The sequence below is a fragment of the Streptomyces sp. 840.1 genome, from assembly GCF_003751445.1.
Taxonomy (GTDB): domain Bacteria; phylum Actinomycetota; class Actinomycetes; order Streptomycetales; family Streptomycetaceae; genus Streptomyces.
The window spans coordinates 5,093,106-5,107,506 of the sequence record NZ_RJUU01000001.1; the positions used below are offsets into that span (position 1 = coordinate 5,093,106).

Genomic DNA, 14,401 nt, shown 5'->3' on the forward strand with positions numbered 1-14,401 from the left:
GGTCACTTACCAGGTGCGTGTGGCGCCGGTGATGAGTTCCCTGCCGGGCTTACGCCATTTCGGTTCGCGGTCCAGGGTGTGGGTGGTGATACGGCGCAGCCGCCGCATCGTCGACCCGTACAGCCCGACCGCGTTGGTCGAGAGTTTTCCGCCCGGGGGCTCGTCCATGAACGGCATGAACTTGTCCGGGAACCCCGGCATGGTGCAGCCGATGCAGATGCCACCGACGTTGGGGCAGCCGCCGATGCCGTTCATCCAGCCGCGCTTGGGCACGTTGCACTTGACCGTCGGGCCCCAGCAGCCGAGCTTGACGATGCACTTGGGCGAGCCGTACTCCGTCGCGAAGTCCGCCTGCTCGTAGTACCCGGCGCGGTCGCAGCCCTCGTGCACCGTCGACCCGAACAGCCACGCCGGCCGCAGCGCGTCGTCCAGCGGGATCATCGGCGCCTGCTCGGTCGCCATGTAGAGCAGGTAGGTGAGCGTCTCCGACAGGTTGTCCGGCTGGATCGGGCAGCCGGGAACGCACACGATCGGGATCCCGGCCTTGGACTTCCAGTCCCAGCCCAGGTAGTCGGGCACCCCCATCGCGCCGGTCGGGTTGCCCGCCATGGCGTGGATGCCGCCGTACGTCGCGCAGGTGCCGACCGCGACGACAGCGGTGGCCTTCGGGGTCAGCCGGTCGAGCCACTCGCTGGTGGTCATCGGCTGCCCGGTCGCGGGGTCGTTGCCGAATCCGCACCAGTAACCCTCGTCGTGCAACTGCTCGTTCGGAATGGATCCCTCGACGACCAGGACGAACGGTTCCAGCTCTCCGCGGTCGGCCTTGAAGAACCACTCGAGGAAATCATCGGCACCGCCGTTGGGGCCGCACTCGAAATCGATGAGCGGCCAGTGGACGGCGATCTTCGGCAGTCCGGGGAGGGCGCCGAGCGCGATCTCCTCGATGCTCGGCTGAGTGGCGGCGGTCAGCGAAACGGAATCGCCGTCGCAGCTCAGTCCCGCGTTGATCCACAGAACGTGGATCAGGGTGTCCTCCGCTTTTACCGCTTCCTCTGTCGGCATGGAAGTGCCGCCTTTCAGGATGACGGCCCACCGGCCATCGGCCCCCACGGATGGGTACGCGCACATTGCTACCATCACGCCTCGTTTCGGATGGACCGGCAACACGGGGAATTCACGGCCCGCCCCGTTCCCGGGGGCCGAATGACCGCAGGCCGTGGACCGGTCGGGTGATCCCGCCGGGCGCCGGTCCGGTCGGACGCGGACGGGCGCCGTCGCCGCCCTACGGTCGGGACCACCCCAGGAAGGACGAGGCGAACCGGTGCACGAGCTGGCCATCACACAGAGCGTCGTCGACTCGGTGTGCGAGCGGGCCGAGGGGCGTCCGGTCCGCACGGTCCGCGTCCGCGTCGGTGCGCTGACCGCCGTGGTGCCCGACTCGATGCGCTTCTGCTTCGGCCTGGTCACCGAGGGAACGGCCGCCGAGGGCGCCGAGCTGGAGATCGAGCAGCGGCCCGGCGCCGGACGCTGCCGGACCTGCGCTGTCGAATTCACCCTGACCGACCTGATTCTGCTGTGTCCCTGCGGCAGCGCGGATGTGGAGATCACATCGGGACAGGAACTGCAGATCGTCTCCATGAGAGTGGGCTGAACCATGTGCGGCACCTGCGGTTGTTCCGAGGAGTCCGGCGGCACCCGGATCACGATGCTGCGGGAGGACGAGCCGGATCACGGACATCCGCACCCGCACCCGCACCCCGGCCCTCAGCCGGGCGGCGCCGTGGAGACCGTCACCATCGAGCAGAAGGTCCTCGCCAAGAACGACCTCCTCGCGGAGCACAACCGGACATGGCTGACCGGGCGCGGCGTCGTGGCCGTGAACCTGATGAGCTCACCCGGCGCGGGCAAGACCACCCTGCTCGAGCGCACCATCACCGATCTCGCCGGCCGCCGCCCGGTCGCGGTCATCGAGGGTGATCAGGAGACCAGGCTCGACGCCGACCGGATCGGCCGCACCGGCTGCGCCGTGGTGCAGGTGAACACCGGGGCGGGCTGCCACCTGGACGCGGAGATGATGCGGGACGCGCTCACCGCGCTGTCGCCGGCGCAGGGCTCGCTGCTCATGGTGGAGAACGTCGGGAATCTGGTCTGCCCGGCCATGTTCGACCTGGGCGAGCGCGCCAAGGCCGTGATCATCTCGGTCACCGAGGGCACGGACAAACCGCTGAAGTATCCGTACATGTTCGCCGCCGCCGACCTGATCCTGATCAACAAGGCCGATCTGCTGCCCTACGTCGACTTCGACGTCGAGCAGTGCACCCGGCACGCGCGCTCGGTCAACCCGGACGTGCGCGTACTGACGGTCTCCGCGACCAGCGGCGAGGGCCTGACCCACTGGTACGACTGGCTCGCGGCGCAGAGCTAGCCGGACCGTGGGGACGGACGGGGGCGGCGGCGGTCGCCGCCCCCCATACCCGGCCCCGCCCCCGCCGCGTCAGCGCTTCGTGGACTGCACGATCGTGAAGGCGGCGCCCTCGGGATCGGCGACCGTCGCCACCCTGCCGGAGGCGCCCTCCCTGGGCGCCTGGAGGATGTGCCCGCCGAGCTCGACCACCTGGTGTGCGGCCTCGTCGGTGTCCGCGACCTCGAAGTACGTCATCCAGTGCGGGCCGCGGTCCCTCGGCAGCCCGTGGCCGACACCGTGCAGCGAGGCCACCGGTCGGCCGTCCAGGTGCAGGGTCTGGTAGTCGAAGTCGGCCGAGACCACGGCCTCCGTCCCATAGCCGAAGACCGCCTGGTAGAACTTGGCGACCGTCGCCGTCTCCCGGGTCACCAGCTCGTTCCAGACCGGCATCCCGGGCGCTCCCGCCGTCGAGGTGCCGATGTGCCGGCCGGCCTGCCAGATCCCGAAGACGGCCCCGCTGGGGTCGGAGGCGATGGCCATCCGGCCCGCGTCGCCCGCGTCGAGCGGCCCGACACCGACCGTGCCGCCGCAGGCACGGATCGCCTCCGCCGTGAGATCGGCGTCGTCGGTGGCCAGATACGTCGTCCAGGCGATCGGGAGGTGGCGGTCGGGAGAGAGCTGCCCGATGCCCGCGACCTCCTCGCCGTCGATCAGGGCCCGGACGTACGGGCCCAGCTGCTCCGGGCCCGGTCCGAACTCCCAGCCGAACAGTTCGGCGTAGAAGTTCTGGGTCGTGTCCAGGCCGTGCACGATCAGGCTCACCCAGCAAGGTGTTCCGGGTGTACGCCGAGCGGCAGCCTCGGTCATCGTCACTATCTCCTCGGACCATCGTGGTGGCCGTACGGGGGAACGGGCCTGCGCGCCGTCGTGCGGTACGGGATGTGTACGCCCCGTGCAGATGCTCGCACCACCCGGCGCCCGATGCGCCCCGGCCGCGCCGCACTTTCCGTGATCTCGACGGACGAGGTTCCGCTTTGTGCTGGTACGACCATTTCGTCGTTGTTACGGGTGGGCAGGCCACTGCGCGAGGATGGCTCCCATGAAGCCCATCATCTCCGCATCCGAATGTGCGAGCGAGTCGGCAGGGCCTCGGCCGCCGGTGCTCCTGGACGTACGTTGGCAACTGGGCGGCCCGCCCGGCCGGCCCGACTACGAGGCCGGGCACATCCCAGGTGCGGTCTTCGTCGACCTGGAGGGCGAGCTCGCGGCCCCGCCGGGCGGCGGGGGCCGTCATCCGCTTCCCGACCCGGCGGAATTCGGCGCGGTGATGCGCCGCGCCGGGGTCGGCCGGGACAGTTCGGTGATCGTGTACGACGGCGGCCAGGGATGGGCGGCGGCCCGCGCCTGGTGGCTGCTGCGCTGGACGGGGCACCGGGATGTCCGGGTGCTGGACGGCGGTCTCGCGGCCTGGACCGGCGAGCTGTCGAAGGAGATCCCGGCCCCCGCCGAGGGCGACTTCGTTCCCGAGCCGGGGGCGCTGCCGCTGCTGGACGCGGACGGCGCGGCGGCTCTGGCGCGGTCGGGCCTGCTGTTCGACGCGCGGGCCGCCGAGCGCTACCGGGGCGAGGTGGAGCCGATCGACCGGGTGGCCGGGCACATTCCCGGCGCGGTCTCGGCCCCCACGACGGAGAACGTCGGGGCGGACGGACGCTTCCTGCCCGCCGGGGAGCTGGCCGCACGCTTCGCGGGACTGGGCGCCGAGGGGGACGCTTCGGAGGTCGGCGTCTACTGCGGATCGGGGGTCTCCGGCGCGCACGAGGTGCTGGCCCTGGAGGTCGCCGGGTTCACCGCAGCGCTCTACGCGGGCTCCTGGTCGCAGTGGTCGGCCGACGAGTCCCGGCCGGTCGCGACGGGCCCCGAACCCGGGTAATGGTACGGCCGGCCGTGACCGGGACGAGGAGGTCCGGCCACGCGGCGTGACCGGGCCCGTACGTGCTCGCGTACGGGCCCTCGTCATGCCTCGGTCAGTCCTGCTTCTTGCGGCGCGTGCCGAAGACGATCTCGTCCCAGCTGGGCACCGCGGCCCGGCGGCCCGGCCGGACGCCGTCCGCCTCGGCCTGGCGGTCGGTCGTCCCGGTCAGCCGGTCGCGGTGACCGGCCACCGCGCGGGGCATCAGTACGTCCGCGTAGGCGGAACCGGCGCCTGCGGAGGCCGCCGGGGCGGGCGGCTCCTCGGCCTCCGGCTCCTGCGCGGCCGGTTCGATCGCCGGGGGCTCGGGCGGTGCGGGGCGCTCCGGTACGACCATGTCGCCGCGGAAGCTCGGTACGGCCTCCAGGAGGCTGGTCAGCGAGTCGCGTTCGCTCGCCGTGACCCCGCCGACACGCTCCTCCGGCTCCGGGGCCGGAGGCGGCGCGGGGCGTTCGATCTGGCGGTCCAGGGCGCGGTCCAGCGGCCGGTCGCGCGGCAGCCGGGCGATGCGGGGCACGAACGGGAAGCTCGGTTCGGGCGCGGCGACGTCGTCGGTCTCACCGATCAGCGAGCGCGCCTCGTCGTCCACGGCCTGGACGAGCCGGCGCGGGGCGTCGTACGTCCAGCTCGCGGAGTGCGGTTCACCGGCGACGCGGTAGACGAGGAGGACCTCCCAGGTGCCGTCGTCGCGGCGCCACGAGTCCCACTGGACGGTTTCCTTGTCGGCGCCGCGCAGCAGGAGGCGCTCCTGCACCGCCTCACCGAGCTGGGGGCCGGTGTTCTCGCCGGGGCGCCGGACCGGAGTCTTCCGGGCCCGCTCGGCCATGAAGGCGCGCTCCGCGAGAACGGGGCCCTCGAAGCGGCGGACGCGGTCGACCGGAATCCCGGCGAACTGGGCGACTTCTTCCGCCGATGCGCCGGCTCGTATCCGCGCCTGGATGTCCCGGGGGCGGAGGTGGCTCTCCACCTCGATCTCGATCTGGCCGAGCCGCGCGCGGTCGTTGCGCACGGCGGCTCGCAGCCGCTCGTCGATCGGGAGGGTGTACTCCGTGCTGTCTGCAGCCTTGAGCACCAGTCGTGTGCCGTCGTTGGAGACGGCCACGACACGCAGTTCGGGCATGGGGACCTCCCGGGTGGTGCCTGCCGACGTCACGTGCGTCGCTGCTTCCGCTAGTCGAGTGTGACCTGCCCGGGTGCAGCCTGCCACAACATTGCCGTGTTGCCCGGCGTGTCGGGCGTGAGCCCTTGATCGCCGGTGTGACACGGTGACCCCTTACGCAACACAAAGTGACTGTTGGTCACTCAGTGTAGCCTGCCCCGTGCGATGCCGCGGCGCCGCCGGATCGAGTGCCTCCTTCGGCCCCCTCCCGAAGGTTCCGGACTTCCACGCGGGAGTCCGGCCCCAGGGCTCGCCACAGTACTCCATTCGGGCCATGTGGGTGGACCGCCGCGCCGCCGAAGTTCTCGTGAGGTACGGGAGTTGACCCGCCCCACTGGGGGCGGGGTGGCCCTCCCGCGTGTCCTGCTTCACAGAATCACCGTAAGCGGAACTATCGGCTTCGCTCAAATGTCCCTTCTTGTTGCATGGTGGGAGCGATGTCAATCAAGGGCTGGAAATGGTGCAGAAGCCGGAAAGTGACATAGAACCCAGAGAAAGGCGGATCGATCTCAGCCTGCCCCAGGTCGCGGGCAGTGCCGTCGCGGCGGTCGCGGCGGCGGTGGCGGCCTCACAACTCGGCGTGTACGGAACGATTCTCGGCGCCGGGGTGATGAGCATCGTGGCCACCTGCGGGGGCTCGGTCTTCCAGCACTTCTTCCGTCGTACGGGTGAGCAGATCCGCGAGGTCACGGTCCAGGTGAAGCACCCGGACCGCGAGGTGACCGTGCACACGCGCCAGACGCGTGATGCCGGCGACCCGGACGGGACGTGGGGGACCCCCGAGACGCGGGTGGCCGTGCGGGAGGCGGCAGGGTCCGCCGACGCCGCCGCGGTGCCGCGCGCGACGGACGCCACGACGGTCCTGCGCGCGGTCGACGCCACGACGGTCCTGCGCCGGGCGGACGCGACGGCCGGGCCCGAGGAGGCGGACGCCACCACGATGCTGCGTGCCGTGGACGCCACCACCGTCCTGCGCAAGGCGTCCGGCGACCCGGGGCGCACCCAGCTGATCAGGGCGGTCGACGGAACCCGGCCGCTCGGGGCGGTCACCGGGGCCGGTGACGAGGAGTTCTCGCAGGCGACCACACACGGCACCCGGATCCGCGGCTGGAAGCGCTCGGCGCTCGGCGCCGCGGTGGTCTTCGCGGTCTCGATGGCCGGGATCACCACGTTCGAGCTGGTCTCGGGCAACGACCTGAGCGGCGGTCAGGGAACCACCGTGGGCTCCGTCGTACGCGGCGAGCGCGGCTCCGCGCCCGCCGACCCCGCCCCGTCGCACAGCACCGACCCGGGCCAGGACCGGCCCACCCCGGGGCAGGACGGCAGCTCCGCTCCCGGCACCGGCCAGGAGCCGGGCGGACAGAGCCGGAGTCCGGAGACGGACCGGGGCGAGAGCCCGGCGGCGGAACCGACACCCACGCCCACCCCGTCGGACTCCGCGGGCGGCGCGGACCCGTCGGCCACGCCCACCCCGTCGGCGACCGACGGCGGCGCCGGCACCGCCCCCGACCCGGCGGGCACGGGCAGCGCCCCGGCGCAGGACAACCCGCCGGCCGGCACGGACACCGGGGAGTGAGCGCGGGCGGCGGTCAGTCGCCCAGGACCCGGCGGAGGTAGTCGTTGGCGAAGAGGCGGTCCGGGTCCAGCCGGTCCCGGACCGCGGCGAACTCCCCGAAGCGGGGGTACACCCCGGCCAGGTACCCGGCGTCACGGGTGTTGACCTTGCCCCAGTGGGGGCGGCCCTCATGGGCGGTCATGATCCGCTCCACCGCCGTGAAGTACGACTGGTAGGGCGTGCCCCGGTACAGGTGGACGGCGATGTACGCGCTCTCGCGGCCCGAGGCCGTGGAGAGCGCGATGTCGTCCGCGGGCGCGGTACGCACCTCCACCGGGAAGCTGATCCGCAGCGGTGAACGCTCCACCATCGCCTTGACCTCGCGCAGCGCCTCCACGGCCGCCTCGCGCGGCAGGGCGTACTCCATCTCCACGAACCGCACCCGGCGCGGGCTGGTGAACACCTTGTACGGGATGTCCGTGTAGGTGCGGGCCGACAGGGCGCGGCTGGAGAGCTTGGCGATCGAGGGGATCGTGGCGGGTACCGCCCGGCCGAGCGCGCAGGCCGCCTGGAAGATCCCGTTGGAGAGGAGCTCGTCCTCGATCCAGCCGCTGACCTTTCCGGGCGGGGCGGCGGGGCCCGCGCTGCGGTTGTTGCGCTTGGTGTTGCAGTTGCCGGTGTGCGGGAACCAGTAGAACTCGAAGTGCTCGTTCTCGGCCACCAGCTGATCGAAGTCGGCCGTGACCCGGTCGAAGGCCATCGGCTCCTCGCGGGCGGTCAGCAGGAACACCGGCTCCACGGCGAAGGTGATCGCCGTGATGACGCCCAGGGCGCCGAGCCCGATCCGGGCGACGGCGAACACCTCCGGGTTCTCGGTCTCGGAGCAGGTCAGCACCGTGCCGTCCGCCGTGACCAGCTCCAGGGCGCGGATCTGCGCGGATATCGACGCCGAGTCCCGGCCGGTGCCGTGGGTGCCGGTGGAGGTGGCCCCGGCGACCGTCTGATCCATGATGTCGCCCATGTTGGTGAGCGAGAGGCCCTCGCGGGCCAGCGCGGTGTTGAGGCGCTTCAGCGGGGTGCCGGCCTCGACGGTCACCGTCATGGCCGCCCGGTCCATCTCCCGGATCCCGGTGAGCAGCTCGGGGCGTATCAGCAGCCCGTCGGTGGCCGCGGCCGCGGTGAAGGAGTGACCGGTGCCCACCGCCTTCACCTTCAGGCCGTCCTCGGAGGCCCTGCGCAGCTCCTCGGCCAGCTCGTCCACGGAGGCGGGCGACACGGTCCGTACCGGACGGGCGGTGACGTTTCCCGCCCAGTTACGCCACGCGCTCGTCGCCGTCCGTGCGTAGGTGTCGGTCATCTTCCCCGCGCCCTTCCGTAGGAACCGGCCCACTGAGCCGGCGGTACCCCAGGAACGCCACCGCGGCCGCGACCGCCCCCGCCACTGCGGGCACCGCGTACCCCGCCTCGGCCCCGGACGCGTCGACCACCCAGCCGGCGGCCGAGGAGCCGAGCGCCACACCTACGGCGAGCCCGGTGCTGGTCCAGGTCATGCCCTCGGTCAGTCTCGTGCGCGGTACGTGCTGTTCGACGAGAGCCATCGTGGTGACCATCGTCGGTGCGATGGCGAGGCCCGCGACAAAGAGCGCCACGGCCAGGAACGGCAGGCTCCCGGCCAGTTGGAGGGGGATCATACTCACGGCCATCGCACACACTCCCACCAGCCACCGGGTGGACGGCCTGCCCTTCAGGTGCAGCAGCCCGAACACCGCCCCGGCGAGGCAGGATCCCAGCGCGTACACGGCCAGCACGAGGCTCGCTGCGGCCTTGTGGCCGCGCTCCTCGGCGAAGGCCACCGTCACCACGTCGATCGCCCCGAAGATCGCGCCGGTGGCCACGAAGGTCACCACCAGGACCTGGAGGCCGCGGGAGGACAGCGCGGAACCCCTGGTGTGGCGGGCGTGCGGGTGCGGCACCGGTTCGGTGGCCCGCTGCGCGGTCAGCCAGAAGACGCCGACCAGCAGGAAGCCGGCGGCCAGCAGCGGGCCCGCCTCCGGGAACCAGGCGGTGGAGAGCCCGATCGAGATGATCGGGCCGAAGATGAAGCACACCTCGTCGACGATCGACTCCCACGAGTACGCGGTGTGCAGCTGCCGGGCCGAGCCCCGGTAGATCTCCGCCCAGCGGGCCCGGACCATCGAGCCGACGCTGGGGACGCAGCCGGCGCCCGCCGCGAACACGAACAGCGTCCAGTCCGCCAGCCCCTGCTGCGCGCAGACCAGCAGGCCGGCCACGGATGCCAGGGCGACGAGGGTCACCGGGCGCAGCACCCGGCGCTGCCCGTACCGGTCGACCAGCCGGGACACCTGCGGCCCCGCCGCGGCGGCGGCCATCGCCAGCGTCGCGGAGAGCGCGCCCGCCAGCCCGTACCGGCCGGTCAGCTGGGAGACCATGGTCACCACGCCGATGCCCATCATGGACAGCGGCATCCGGCCGAGGAAGCCGGCCGAGGAGAACCCCTTGGAGCCGGGGGCGGCGAAGATCGCGCGGTAGGGACTGGGCACGGGGTACTCCGGTACGCGTGGTGCGGTCACACGCGGTGTCAGGGGTGAATACGGCTTGCACAGCTTACGACCTCATCCGCGTCCGCCGACGGGGCCACGGGCGGGGAGCGGCGGGCGGCCCGGACCGGGGGACAGCGGGCGCGCGGGGCGGATGTCGGTGGGAGCGGCGCAGGGGGCGGGTGGCAGGATCGATGCCATGTCCGATCTGCATGAGCCCGCTCCCTACGACGCCCTGCTGCTGCTCTCCTTCGGGGGTCCCGAAGGCCCGGAGGACGTGGTCCCGTTCCTGGCGAACGTGACCCGCGGCCGGGGTATCCCCGAGGAGCGGCTGAAGGAGGTCGGCAAGCACTACTTCCTGTTCGGCGGCGTCAGCCCGATCAACGGCCAGAACCGGGCCCTGCTCGACGCCCTGCGCAAGGACTTCGCGGACCACGGACTCGACCTGCCGGTCTACTGGGGCAACCGCAACTGGGCGCCCTACCTGACCGACACCCTGCGCGAGGCGGCCCGGGACGGACGCCGTCGCATCGCCGTCCTGGCGACCAGCGCGTACGCCTCGTACTCCGGCTGCCGGCAGTACCGCGAGAACCTCGCCGAGTCCCTGGCCGTCCTGGAGGCCGAGGGGCTGCCGGTGCCGCGCGTCGACAAGCTGCGCCACTACTTCAACCACCCCGGCTTCGTCGAGCCGATGGTGGACGGCGTGATCGCCTCCCTGGCCGACCTGCCCGAGGACGCGAGGGCCGGGGCTCACCTCGCCTTCACCACGCACTCGATCCCCACCTCGGCGGCCGACTCCTCCGGCCCCGCCGAGGCGCACGGCGACGGCGGTGCGTACGTCGCGGAGCACCTCGACGTCGCCCGGGTGATCGTCGAGGCGGTCCGGGAGCGGACCGGGGTCGAGTACCCGTGGCAGCTCGTCTACCAGTCGCGCAGCGGCGCCCCGCACATCCCGTGGCTGGAGCCCGACATCTGCGATCACCTGGAGCTGCTGCACGGTGAGCGCGTGCCCGCCGTGGTGATGGCGCCGATCGGCTTCGTCTCGGACCACATGGAGGTCCTGTACGACCTCGACACCGAGGCCACACAGAAGGCCGCCGAGCTCGGCCTGCCGGTCCGCCGGTCCGCGACGGTCGGCGCCGACCCGCGGTTCGCCGCGGCGGTGCGCGAGCTCGTGCTGGAGCGGGCCGCGACCGAACAGGGCCGCGGCCCGCAGCGGTGTGCCCTCGGAGCGCTCGGGCCGAGCCACGACCTCTGCCCGGCCGGCTGCTGCCCGGCCCGTACGGCCAGGCCTGCCGCGGCGGGCGCCGACAGCCCGTACGCGTAGCACCCCCGTCCCCTCACCCCCCCTTGGGAGCGCCGTGACCGACCCCCTGCTGTCCGAACTGCTCGACCTCGCCCTGGACGTCGCCCACCGGGCCGGCGCGCTGCTGCGCGACGGACGCCCCGCCGACCTGGGGGTGGCCGCGACGAAGTCCAGCCCGGTCGACGTCGTCACCGAGATGGACATCGCCGCCGAGAAGCTGATCACCGGCTTCCTGTCGGGACGCCGGCCCCACGACGGCTTCCTCGGGGAGGAGGGCACCAGCTCCGAGGGAAGCAGCGGCGTCCGCTGGGTGATCGACCCGCTCGACGGCACCGTGAACTACCTGTACGGGCTGCCCACCTGGGCCGTCTCCGTCGCGGCCGAACGGGACGGCGAGCGGGTCGTGGGCGTGGTGGAGGCCCCGATGCGCGGGGAGACCTACCACGCGGTCCTCGGCGGCGGCGCGTACGCGAAGGGCGGCGCCTACGGGGCCGGTGCCGCACTGCGCCACCGGCCCGCCCCGCCGCTCGACCAGGCGCTCGTGTCGACCGGCTTCAACTACGTGGCCGACGTCCGCGCGCACCAGGCCGAGGTCGCGCGGGTCCTGGTCCCGCAGGTGCGCGACATCCGGCGTGGCGGATCCGCCGCGATCGACCTCTGTGACGTCGCCGCGGGCCGCCTCGACGGCTACTACGAGCGCGGCCTGCACCCCTGGGACCTGGCGGCCGGCGACCTGATCGCGCGGGAGGCCGGCGCGCTCACCGGCGGGCGGCCGGGGACGCCCGCCGACGGCGGCCTGACGGTGGCCGCTTCACCGGGCGTGTTCGAGCCGCTGCAGGCCCTGCTGGAGGAACTCGGCGCCTGGCACGACTGACAGGGTGCCGGATGCCCGCGCGAGCCGCTGTGCGGGCCGTGGGCGGCACCGGAACGAGGAAGGCCCCGCCCGGCGCCGGTACGGCACCGCGGGGCCTTCTCGTGACGGCTCAGACGCTTGTGGCGCCGATGTGGACTCCGTGCTCCGCGGCGAGGCGGTGCAGATCCTCCAGCTCGCTCTGCTCGACGTCCGCGAGGAAGTCGTCACCCGTCTCGCGGGCTTTCGTGAGGTCGGACTCGGTGGTCTGGATGCGTTGCAGCAGACCTGCGGTGAAAGCGTCCATGAGGCGCCCCCTCATCGTGGGTCGGTGGCACGGGGGTGTGCCCGGGTTTCCCTCCGCCGAAGCGGTAGGGCGGGTGATCACGCGTCCTCCGGGGGAACGGAGGGGCCAGTGGCACGCCATAAACGAGACGTGATCGCGGGTGTGAATTCGTCCTCCCCAGCCCGACCCTCAGAGAAACCTCAACTGGCCCGGAAAACCGCCGCCTTCCGGGAAGCCGCAGGTGGGACCGCGCCGTCTTACCGCCGGTTTATACGCGTTACGGGCAGGATGGAGGCGCACAGGCCGGGTCCGGGTGCGGCCCGGACCACGGGCCACCGGTCCGATTCGAACGTTCCGCCGGTCCCTTTCGGACACTGCGCGGCTCCGTTGTGGAAGTTCTAAGGAAGGAAGCGCCGTGCGCGTACTCGTCGTGGAGGACGAGCAGCTGCTCGCCGATGCGGTGGCCACCGGATTGCGCCGGGAGGCCATGGCCGTCGATGTCGTGTACGACGGTGCGGCGGCACTGGAGCGCATCGAGGTCAACGACTACGACGTCGTGGTGCTGGACCGGGACCTCCCCCTGGTGCACGGCGACGACGTGTGCCGCCGGATCGTCGAGCTGGGCATGCCGACCAGGGTCCTGATGCTCACCGCCTCCGGAGACGTCAGCGACCGGGTGGAGGGACTGGAGCTCGGCGCCGACGACTACCTGCCCAAGCCCTTCGCCTTCAGCGAGCTGACCGCACGGGTACGGGCCCTCGGGCGCCGCACGACGGTCGCGCTGCCGCCCGTCCTGGAGCGCGCCGGGATCAAGCTCGACCCGAACCGCCGCGAGGTCTTCCGGGGCGAGCAGGAGGTCCAGCTCGCCCCCAAGGAGTTCGCGGTGCTGGAGGTCCTGATGCGCAGCGAGGGCGCCGTGGTCTCGGCCGAGCAGCTCCTGGAGAAGGCCTGGGACGAGAACACCGACCCGTTCACCAACGTCGTCCGGGTGACCGTCATGACGCTGCGCCGCAAGCTCGGCGAGCCGCCGGTGATCGTCACCGTGCCCGGCTCGGGCTACCGGATCTGACGCGGGTGCCCACCGTCCCGCCGCCCGCGACGGCGCCACCCAAACCCACCTGGGAGCCCAAGCAGCAGGAGCCCCCGTACCCGTGGCTGCGCCCGACCATCCGGATACGTCTCACCCTGCTGTACGGCGGCATGTTCCTGATCGCGGGCATCCTGCTGCTGTCGATCATCTACATGCTCGCCGCACAGGCCCTGCACGTGGGCAGCGAGCTGCCGTTCGAGATCGTCGACGGCCATGTGTCCAGCAAGATCTGCAACCTGCTGGGGGAGGGGAGCTCACCGAGCTCGGTCAACGCGGCGATGAACTCCTGCGTGAACCACCAGCGCCAGCAGGCGCTCGACACGCTCCTCAACCGGTCGCTGCTGGCCCTCGTGGGCCTGAGCATCATCGCCTTCGCGTTCGGATACGCGATGGCGGGACGGGTGCTTTCGCCGCTGGGCCGGATCACCCGCATCGCGCGGCGGGTGGCCGGCACGGACCTGTCCAGGCGCATCGAGCTGGACGGCCCCGACGACGAGCTCAAGGAGCTCGCGGACACCTTCGACGACATGCTGGACCGGCTGGAGCGGGCCTTCACCGCGCAGCAGCGGTTCGTCGGGAACGCGTCGCACGAGCTGCGCACGCCCCTGGCGATCAACCGCACGCTGCTGGAGGTCCACCTCTCCGACCCGCAGGCGCCCCCCGAGCTCAAGCAGCTCGGCAAGACGCTGCTGGCCACCAACGAACGCAGCGAGCAGCTGGTCGAGGGCCTGCTGCTGCTCGCCCGCAGCGACAACCAGATCGTCGAGCGCAAACCCGTCGACCTGGCCGAGGTCGCCTCGCGCGCCCTCGACCAGACCCGGGCCGAGGCCGAGGCCAAGGACGTGGAGATGCGCGGCGAGCTGGCTGCGGCCGTGGTCCAGGGCAACGGTGTGCTGCTGGAGCGGATCGCGCTGAACCTCGTACAGAACGCGGTGCGCTACAACGTCCCGGACGGCGGCTGGGTCGAGGTCACCACCGCACTCCTGCCGGGCCAGGCCGTGCTCGTCGTCTCGAACACGGGACCGGTGGTGCCCGCCTACGAGATCGACAACCTTTTCGAGCCGTTCAGGCGGCTGCGTACGGAGCGGACAGGCAGCGACAAGGGGGTGGGGCTCGGCCTGTCGATCGCGCGGTCCGTCGCGCGCGCTCACGGAGGCCGTATCATCGCGGAGCCCCGCGAGGGCGGTGGTCTTGTGATGCGCGTCTCACTGCCTGTCTGACAGG

At 72.1% G+C, this 14,401-nt stretch carries 14 protein-coding genes; 8 read left to right on the forward strand and 6 right to left on the reverse strand.

Annotated features, from left to right (window positions below; translation table 11 throughout):
* Nucleotides 1–6: 6 nt before the first annotated feature.
* Nucleotides 7–1,062, reverse strand: a complete 1,056-nt coding sequence (locus EDD93_RS23210; protein WP_123526988.1) for a hydrogenase expression protein HypE — start codon at nucleotides 1,060–1,062, stop codon at nucleotides 7–9.
* A gap of 259 nt (nucleotides 1,063–1,321) precedes the next feature.
* On the opposite strand from EDD93_RS23210, the gene EDD93_RS23215 reads away from it, so the two are divergent.
* On the forward strand, nucleotides 1,322–1,651 hold the full coding sequence (locus EDD93_RS23215; RefSeq protein WP_123526989.1) for a hydrogenase maturation nickel metallochaperone HypA: 330 nt from the start codon (nucleotides 1,322–1,324) through the stop codon (nucleotides 1,649–1,651).
* A 3-nt stretch (nucleotides 1,652–1,654) separates the two neighbouring features.
* Nucleotides 1,655–2,425, forward strand: a complete 771-nt coding sequence (gene hypB / locus EDD93_RS23220) for a hydrogenase nickel incorporation protein HypB (RefSeq protein ID WP_123526990.1) — start codon at nucleotides 1,655–1,657, stop codon at nucleotides 2,423–2,425.
* 69 nt (nucleotides 2,426–2,494) lie between these two features.
* On the opposite strand, the gene EDD93_RS23225 is transcribed toward hypB, so the two are convergent.
* Nucleotides 2,495–3,271 (reverse strand): VOC family protein, encoded by a 777-nt coding sequence (locus tag EDD93_RS23225; protein WP_185092414.1) that lies wholly within the window; start codon nucleotides 3,269–3,271, stop codon nucleotides 2,495–2,497.
* 232 nt (nucleotides 3,272–3,503) lie between these two features.
* Here EDD93_RS23225 and EDD93_RS23230 point away from each other — a divergent pair, with 232 nt between their 5' ends.
* On the forward strand, nucleotides 3,504–4,334 hold the full coding sequence (locus EDD93_RS23230) for a sulfurtransferase (RefSeq protein ID WP_123526992.1): 831 nt from the start codon (nucleotides 3,504–3,506) through the stop codon (nucleotides 4,332–4,334).
* Nucleotides 4,335–4,428: 94 nt separating this feature from the next.
* Here the strand turns inward: EDD93_RS23230 and sepH are convergent, their stop codons facing one another.
* On the reverse strand, nucleotides 4,429–5,493 hold the full coding sequence (sepH, locus tag EDD93_RS23235) for a septation protein SepH (protein ID WP_123526993.1): 1,065 nt from the start codon (nucleotides 5,491–5,493) through the stop codon (nucleotides 4,429–4,431).
* 496 nt (nucleotides 5,494–5,989) lie between these two features.
* Between sepH and EDD93_RS23240 the strand changes: the two genes are divergently transcribed.
* Nucleotides 5,990–7,108, forward strand: a complete 1,119-nt coding sequence (locus tag EDD93_RS23240) for a hypothetical protein (RefSeq protein ID WP_123526994.1) — start codon at nucleotides 5,990–5,992, stop codon at nucleotides 7,106–7,108.
* Between the two features lie 13 nt (nucleotides 7,109–7,121).
* On the opposite strand, the gene EDD93_RS23245 is transcribed toward EDD93_RS23240, so the two are convergent.
* Both EDD93_RS23245 and EDD93_RS23250 read right to left on the reverse strand, forming a co-directional pair.
* Nucleotides 7,122–8,444 (reverse strand): D-arabinono-1,4-lactone oxidase, encoded by a 1,323-nt coding sequence (locus EDD93_RS23245; protein WP_123526995.1) that lies wholly within the window; start codon nucleotides 8,442–8,444, stop codon nucleotides 7,122–7,124.
* A complete protein-coding gene (locus EDD93_RS23250) occupies nucleotides 8,401–9,648 on the reverse strand; it encodes an MFS transporter (protein WP_123526996.1) in 1,248 nt (415 codons plus the stop codon). The genes EDD93_RS23245 and EDD93_RS23250 overlap by 44 nt, the downstream gene beginning before the upstream one ends.
* Before the next feature lie 196 nt (nucleotides 9,649–9,844).
* Between EDD93_RS23250 and EDD93_RS23255 the strand changes: the two genes are divergently transcribed.
* Both EDD93_RS23255 and EDD93_RS23260 read left to right on the forward strand, forming a co-directional pair.
* The gene (locus EDD93_RS23255) at nucleotides 9,845–10,972 is read left to right on the forward strand and encodes a ferrochelatase (protein ID WP_123526997.1); all 1,128 of its coding nucleotides are present in this window, start codon (nucleotides 9,845–9,847) and stop codon (nucleotides 10,970–10,972) included.
* Between the two features lie 34 nt (nucleotides 10,973–11,006).
* Nucleotides 11,007–11,825: an inositol monophosphatase family protein gene (locus EDD93_RS23260; RefSeq protein ID WP_123526998.1), complete on the forward strand. Its 819-nt coding sequence runs from the start codon at nucleotides 11,007–11,009 to the stop codon at nucleotides 11,823–11,825.
* 109 nt (nucleotides 11,826–11,934) lie between these two features.
* On the opposite strand, the gene EDD93_RS39670 is transcribed toward EDD93_RS23260, so the two are convergent.
* Nucleotides 11,935–12,108 (reverse strand): hypothetical protein, encoded by a 174-nt coding sequence (locus EDD93_RS39670; protein WP_185092415.1) that lies wholly within the window; start codon nucleotides 12,106–12,108, stop codon nucleotides 11,935–11,937.
* 394 nt (nucleotides 12,109–12,502) lie between these two features.
* Here EDD93_RS39670 and EDD93_RS23270 point away from each other — a divergent pair, with 394 nt between their 5' ends.
* Complete coding sequence (locus EDD93_RS23270) at nucleotides 12,503–13,156, forward strand: response regulator transcription factor (protein WP_024490544.1); 654 nt, start codon at nucleotides 12,503–12,505, stop codon at nucleotides 13,154–13,156.
* A gap of 5 nt (nucleotides 13,157–13,161) precedes the next feature.
* Nucleotides 13,162–14,397, forward strand: a complete 1,236-nt coding sequence (locus EDD93_RS23275) for a HAMP domain-containing sensor histidine kinase (protein ID WP_123526999.1) — start codon at nucleotides 13,162–13,164, stop codon at nucleotides 14,395–14,397.
* Nucleotides 14,398–14,401: the final 4 nt, after the last annotated feature.

What these genes read in the sequence shown, in the direction of transcription:
- hypB (WP_123526990.1), top strand. Translation starts at nt 1,655, where the DNA reads ATGTGCGGCACCTGCGGTTGTTCCGAGGAGTCCGGCGGCACCCGGATC.
- EDD93_RS23230 (WP_123526992.1), top strand. Translation starts at nt 3,504, where the DNA reads ATGAAGCCCATCATCTCCGCATCCGAATGTGCGAGCGAGTCGGCAGGG.
- EDD93_RS23210 (WP_123526988.1), bottom strand. Translation starts at nt 1,062, where the DNA reads ATGCCGACAGAGGAAGCGGTAAAAGCGGAGGACACCCTGATCCACGTT.
- EDD93_RS23245 (WP_123526995.1), bottom strand. Translation starts at nt 8,444, where the DNA reads ATGACCGACACCTACGCACGGACGGCGACGAGCGCGTGGCGTAACTGG.
- EDD93_RS23225 (WP_185092414.1), bottom strand. Translation starts at nt 3,271, where the DNA reads ATGACCGAGGCTGCCGCTCGGCGTACACCCGGAACACCTTGCTGGGTG.
- EDD93_RS39670 (WP_185092415.1), bottom strand. Translation starts at nt 12,108, where the DNA reads ATGGACGCTTTCACCGCAGGTCTGCTGCAACGCATCCAGACCACCGAG.
- EDD93_RS23240 (WP_123526994.1), top strand. Translation starts at nt 5,990, where the DNA reads ATGGTGCAGAAGCCGGAAAGTGACATAGAACCCAGAGAAAGGCGGATC.
- EDD93_RS23255 (WP_123526997.1), top strand. Translation starts at nt 9,845, where the DNA reads ATGTCCGATCTGCATGAGCCCGCTCCCTACGACGCCCTGCTGCTGCTC.
- sepH (WP_123526993.1), bottom strand. Translation starts at nt 5,493, where the DNA reads ATGCCCGAACTGCGTGTCGTGGCCGTCTCCAACGACGGCACACGACTG.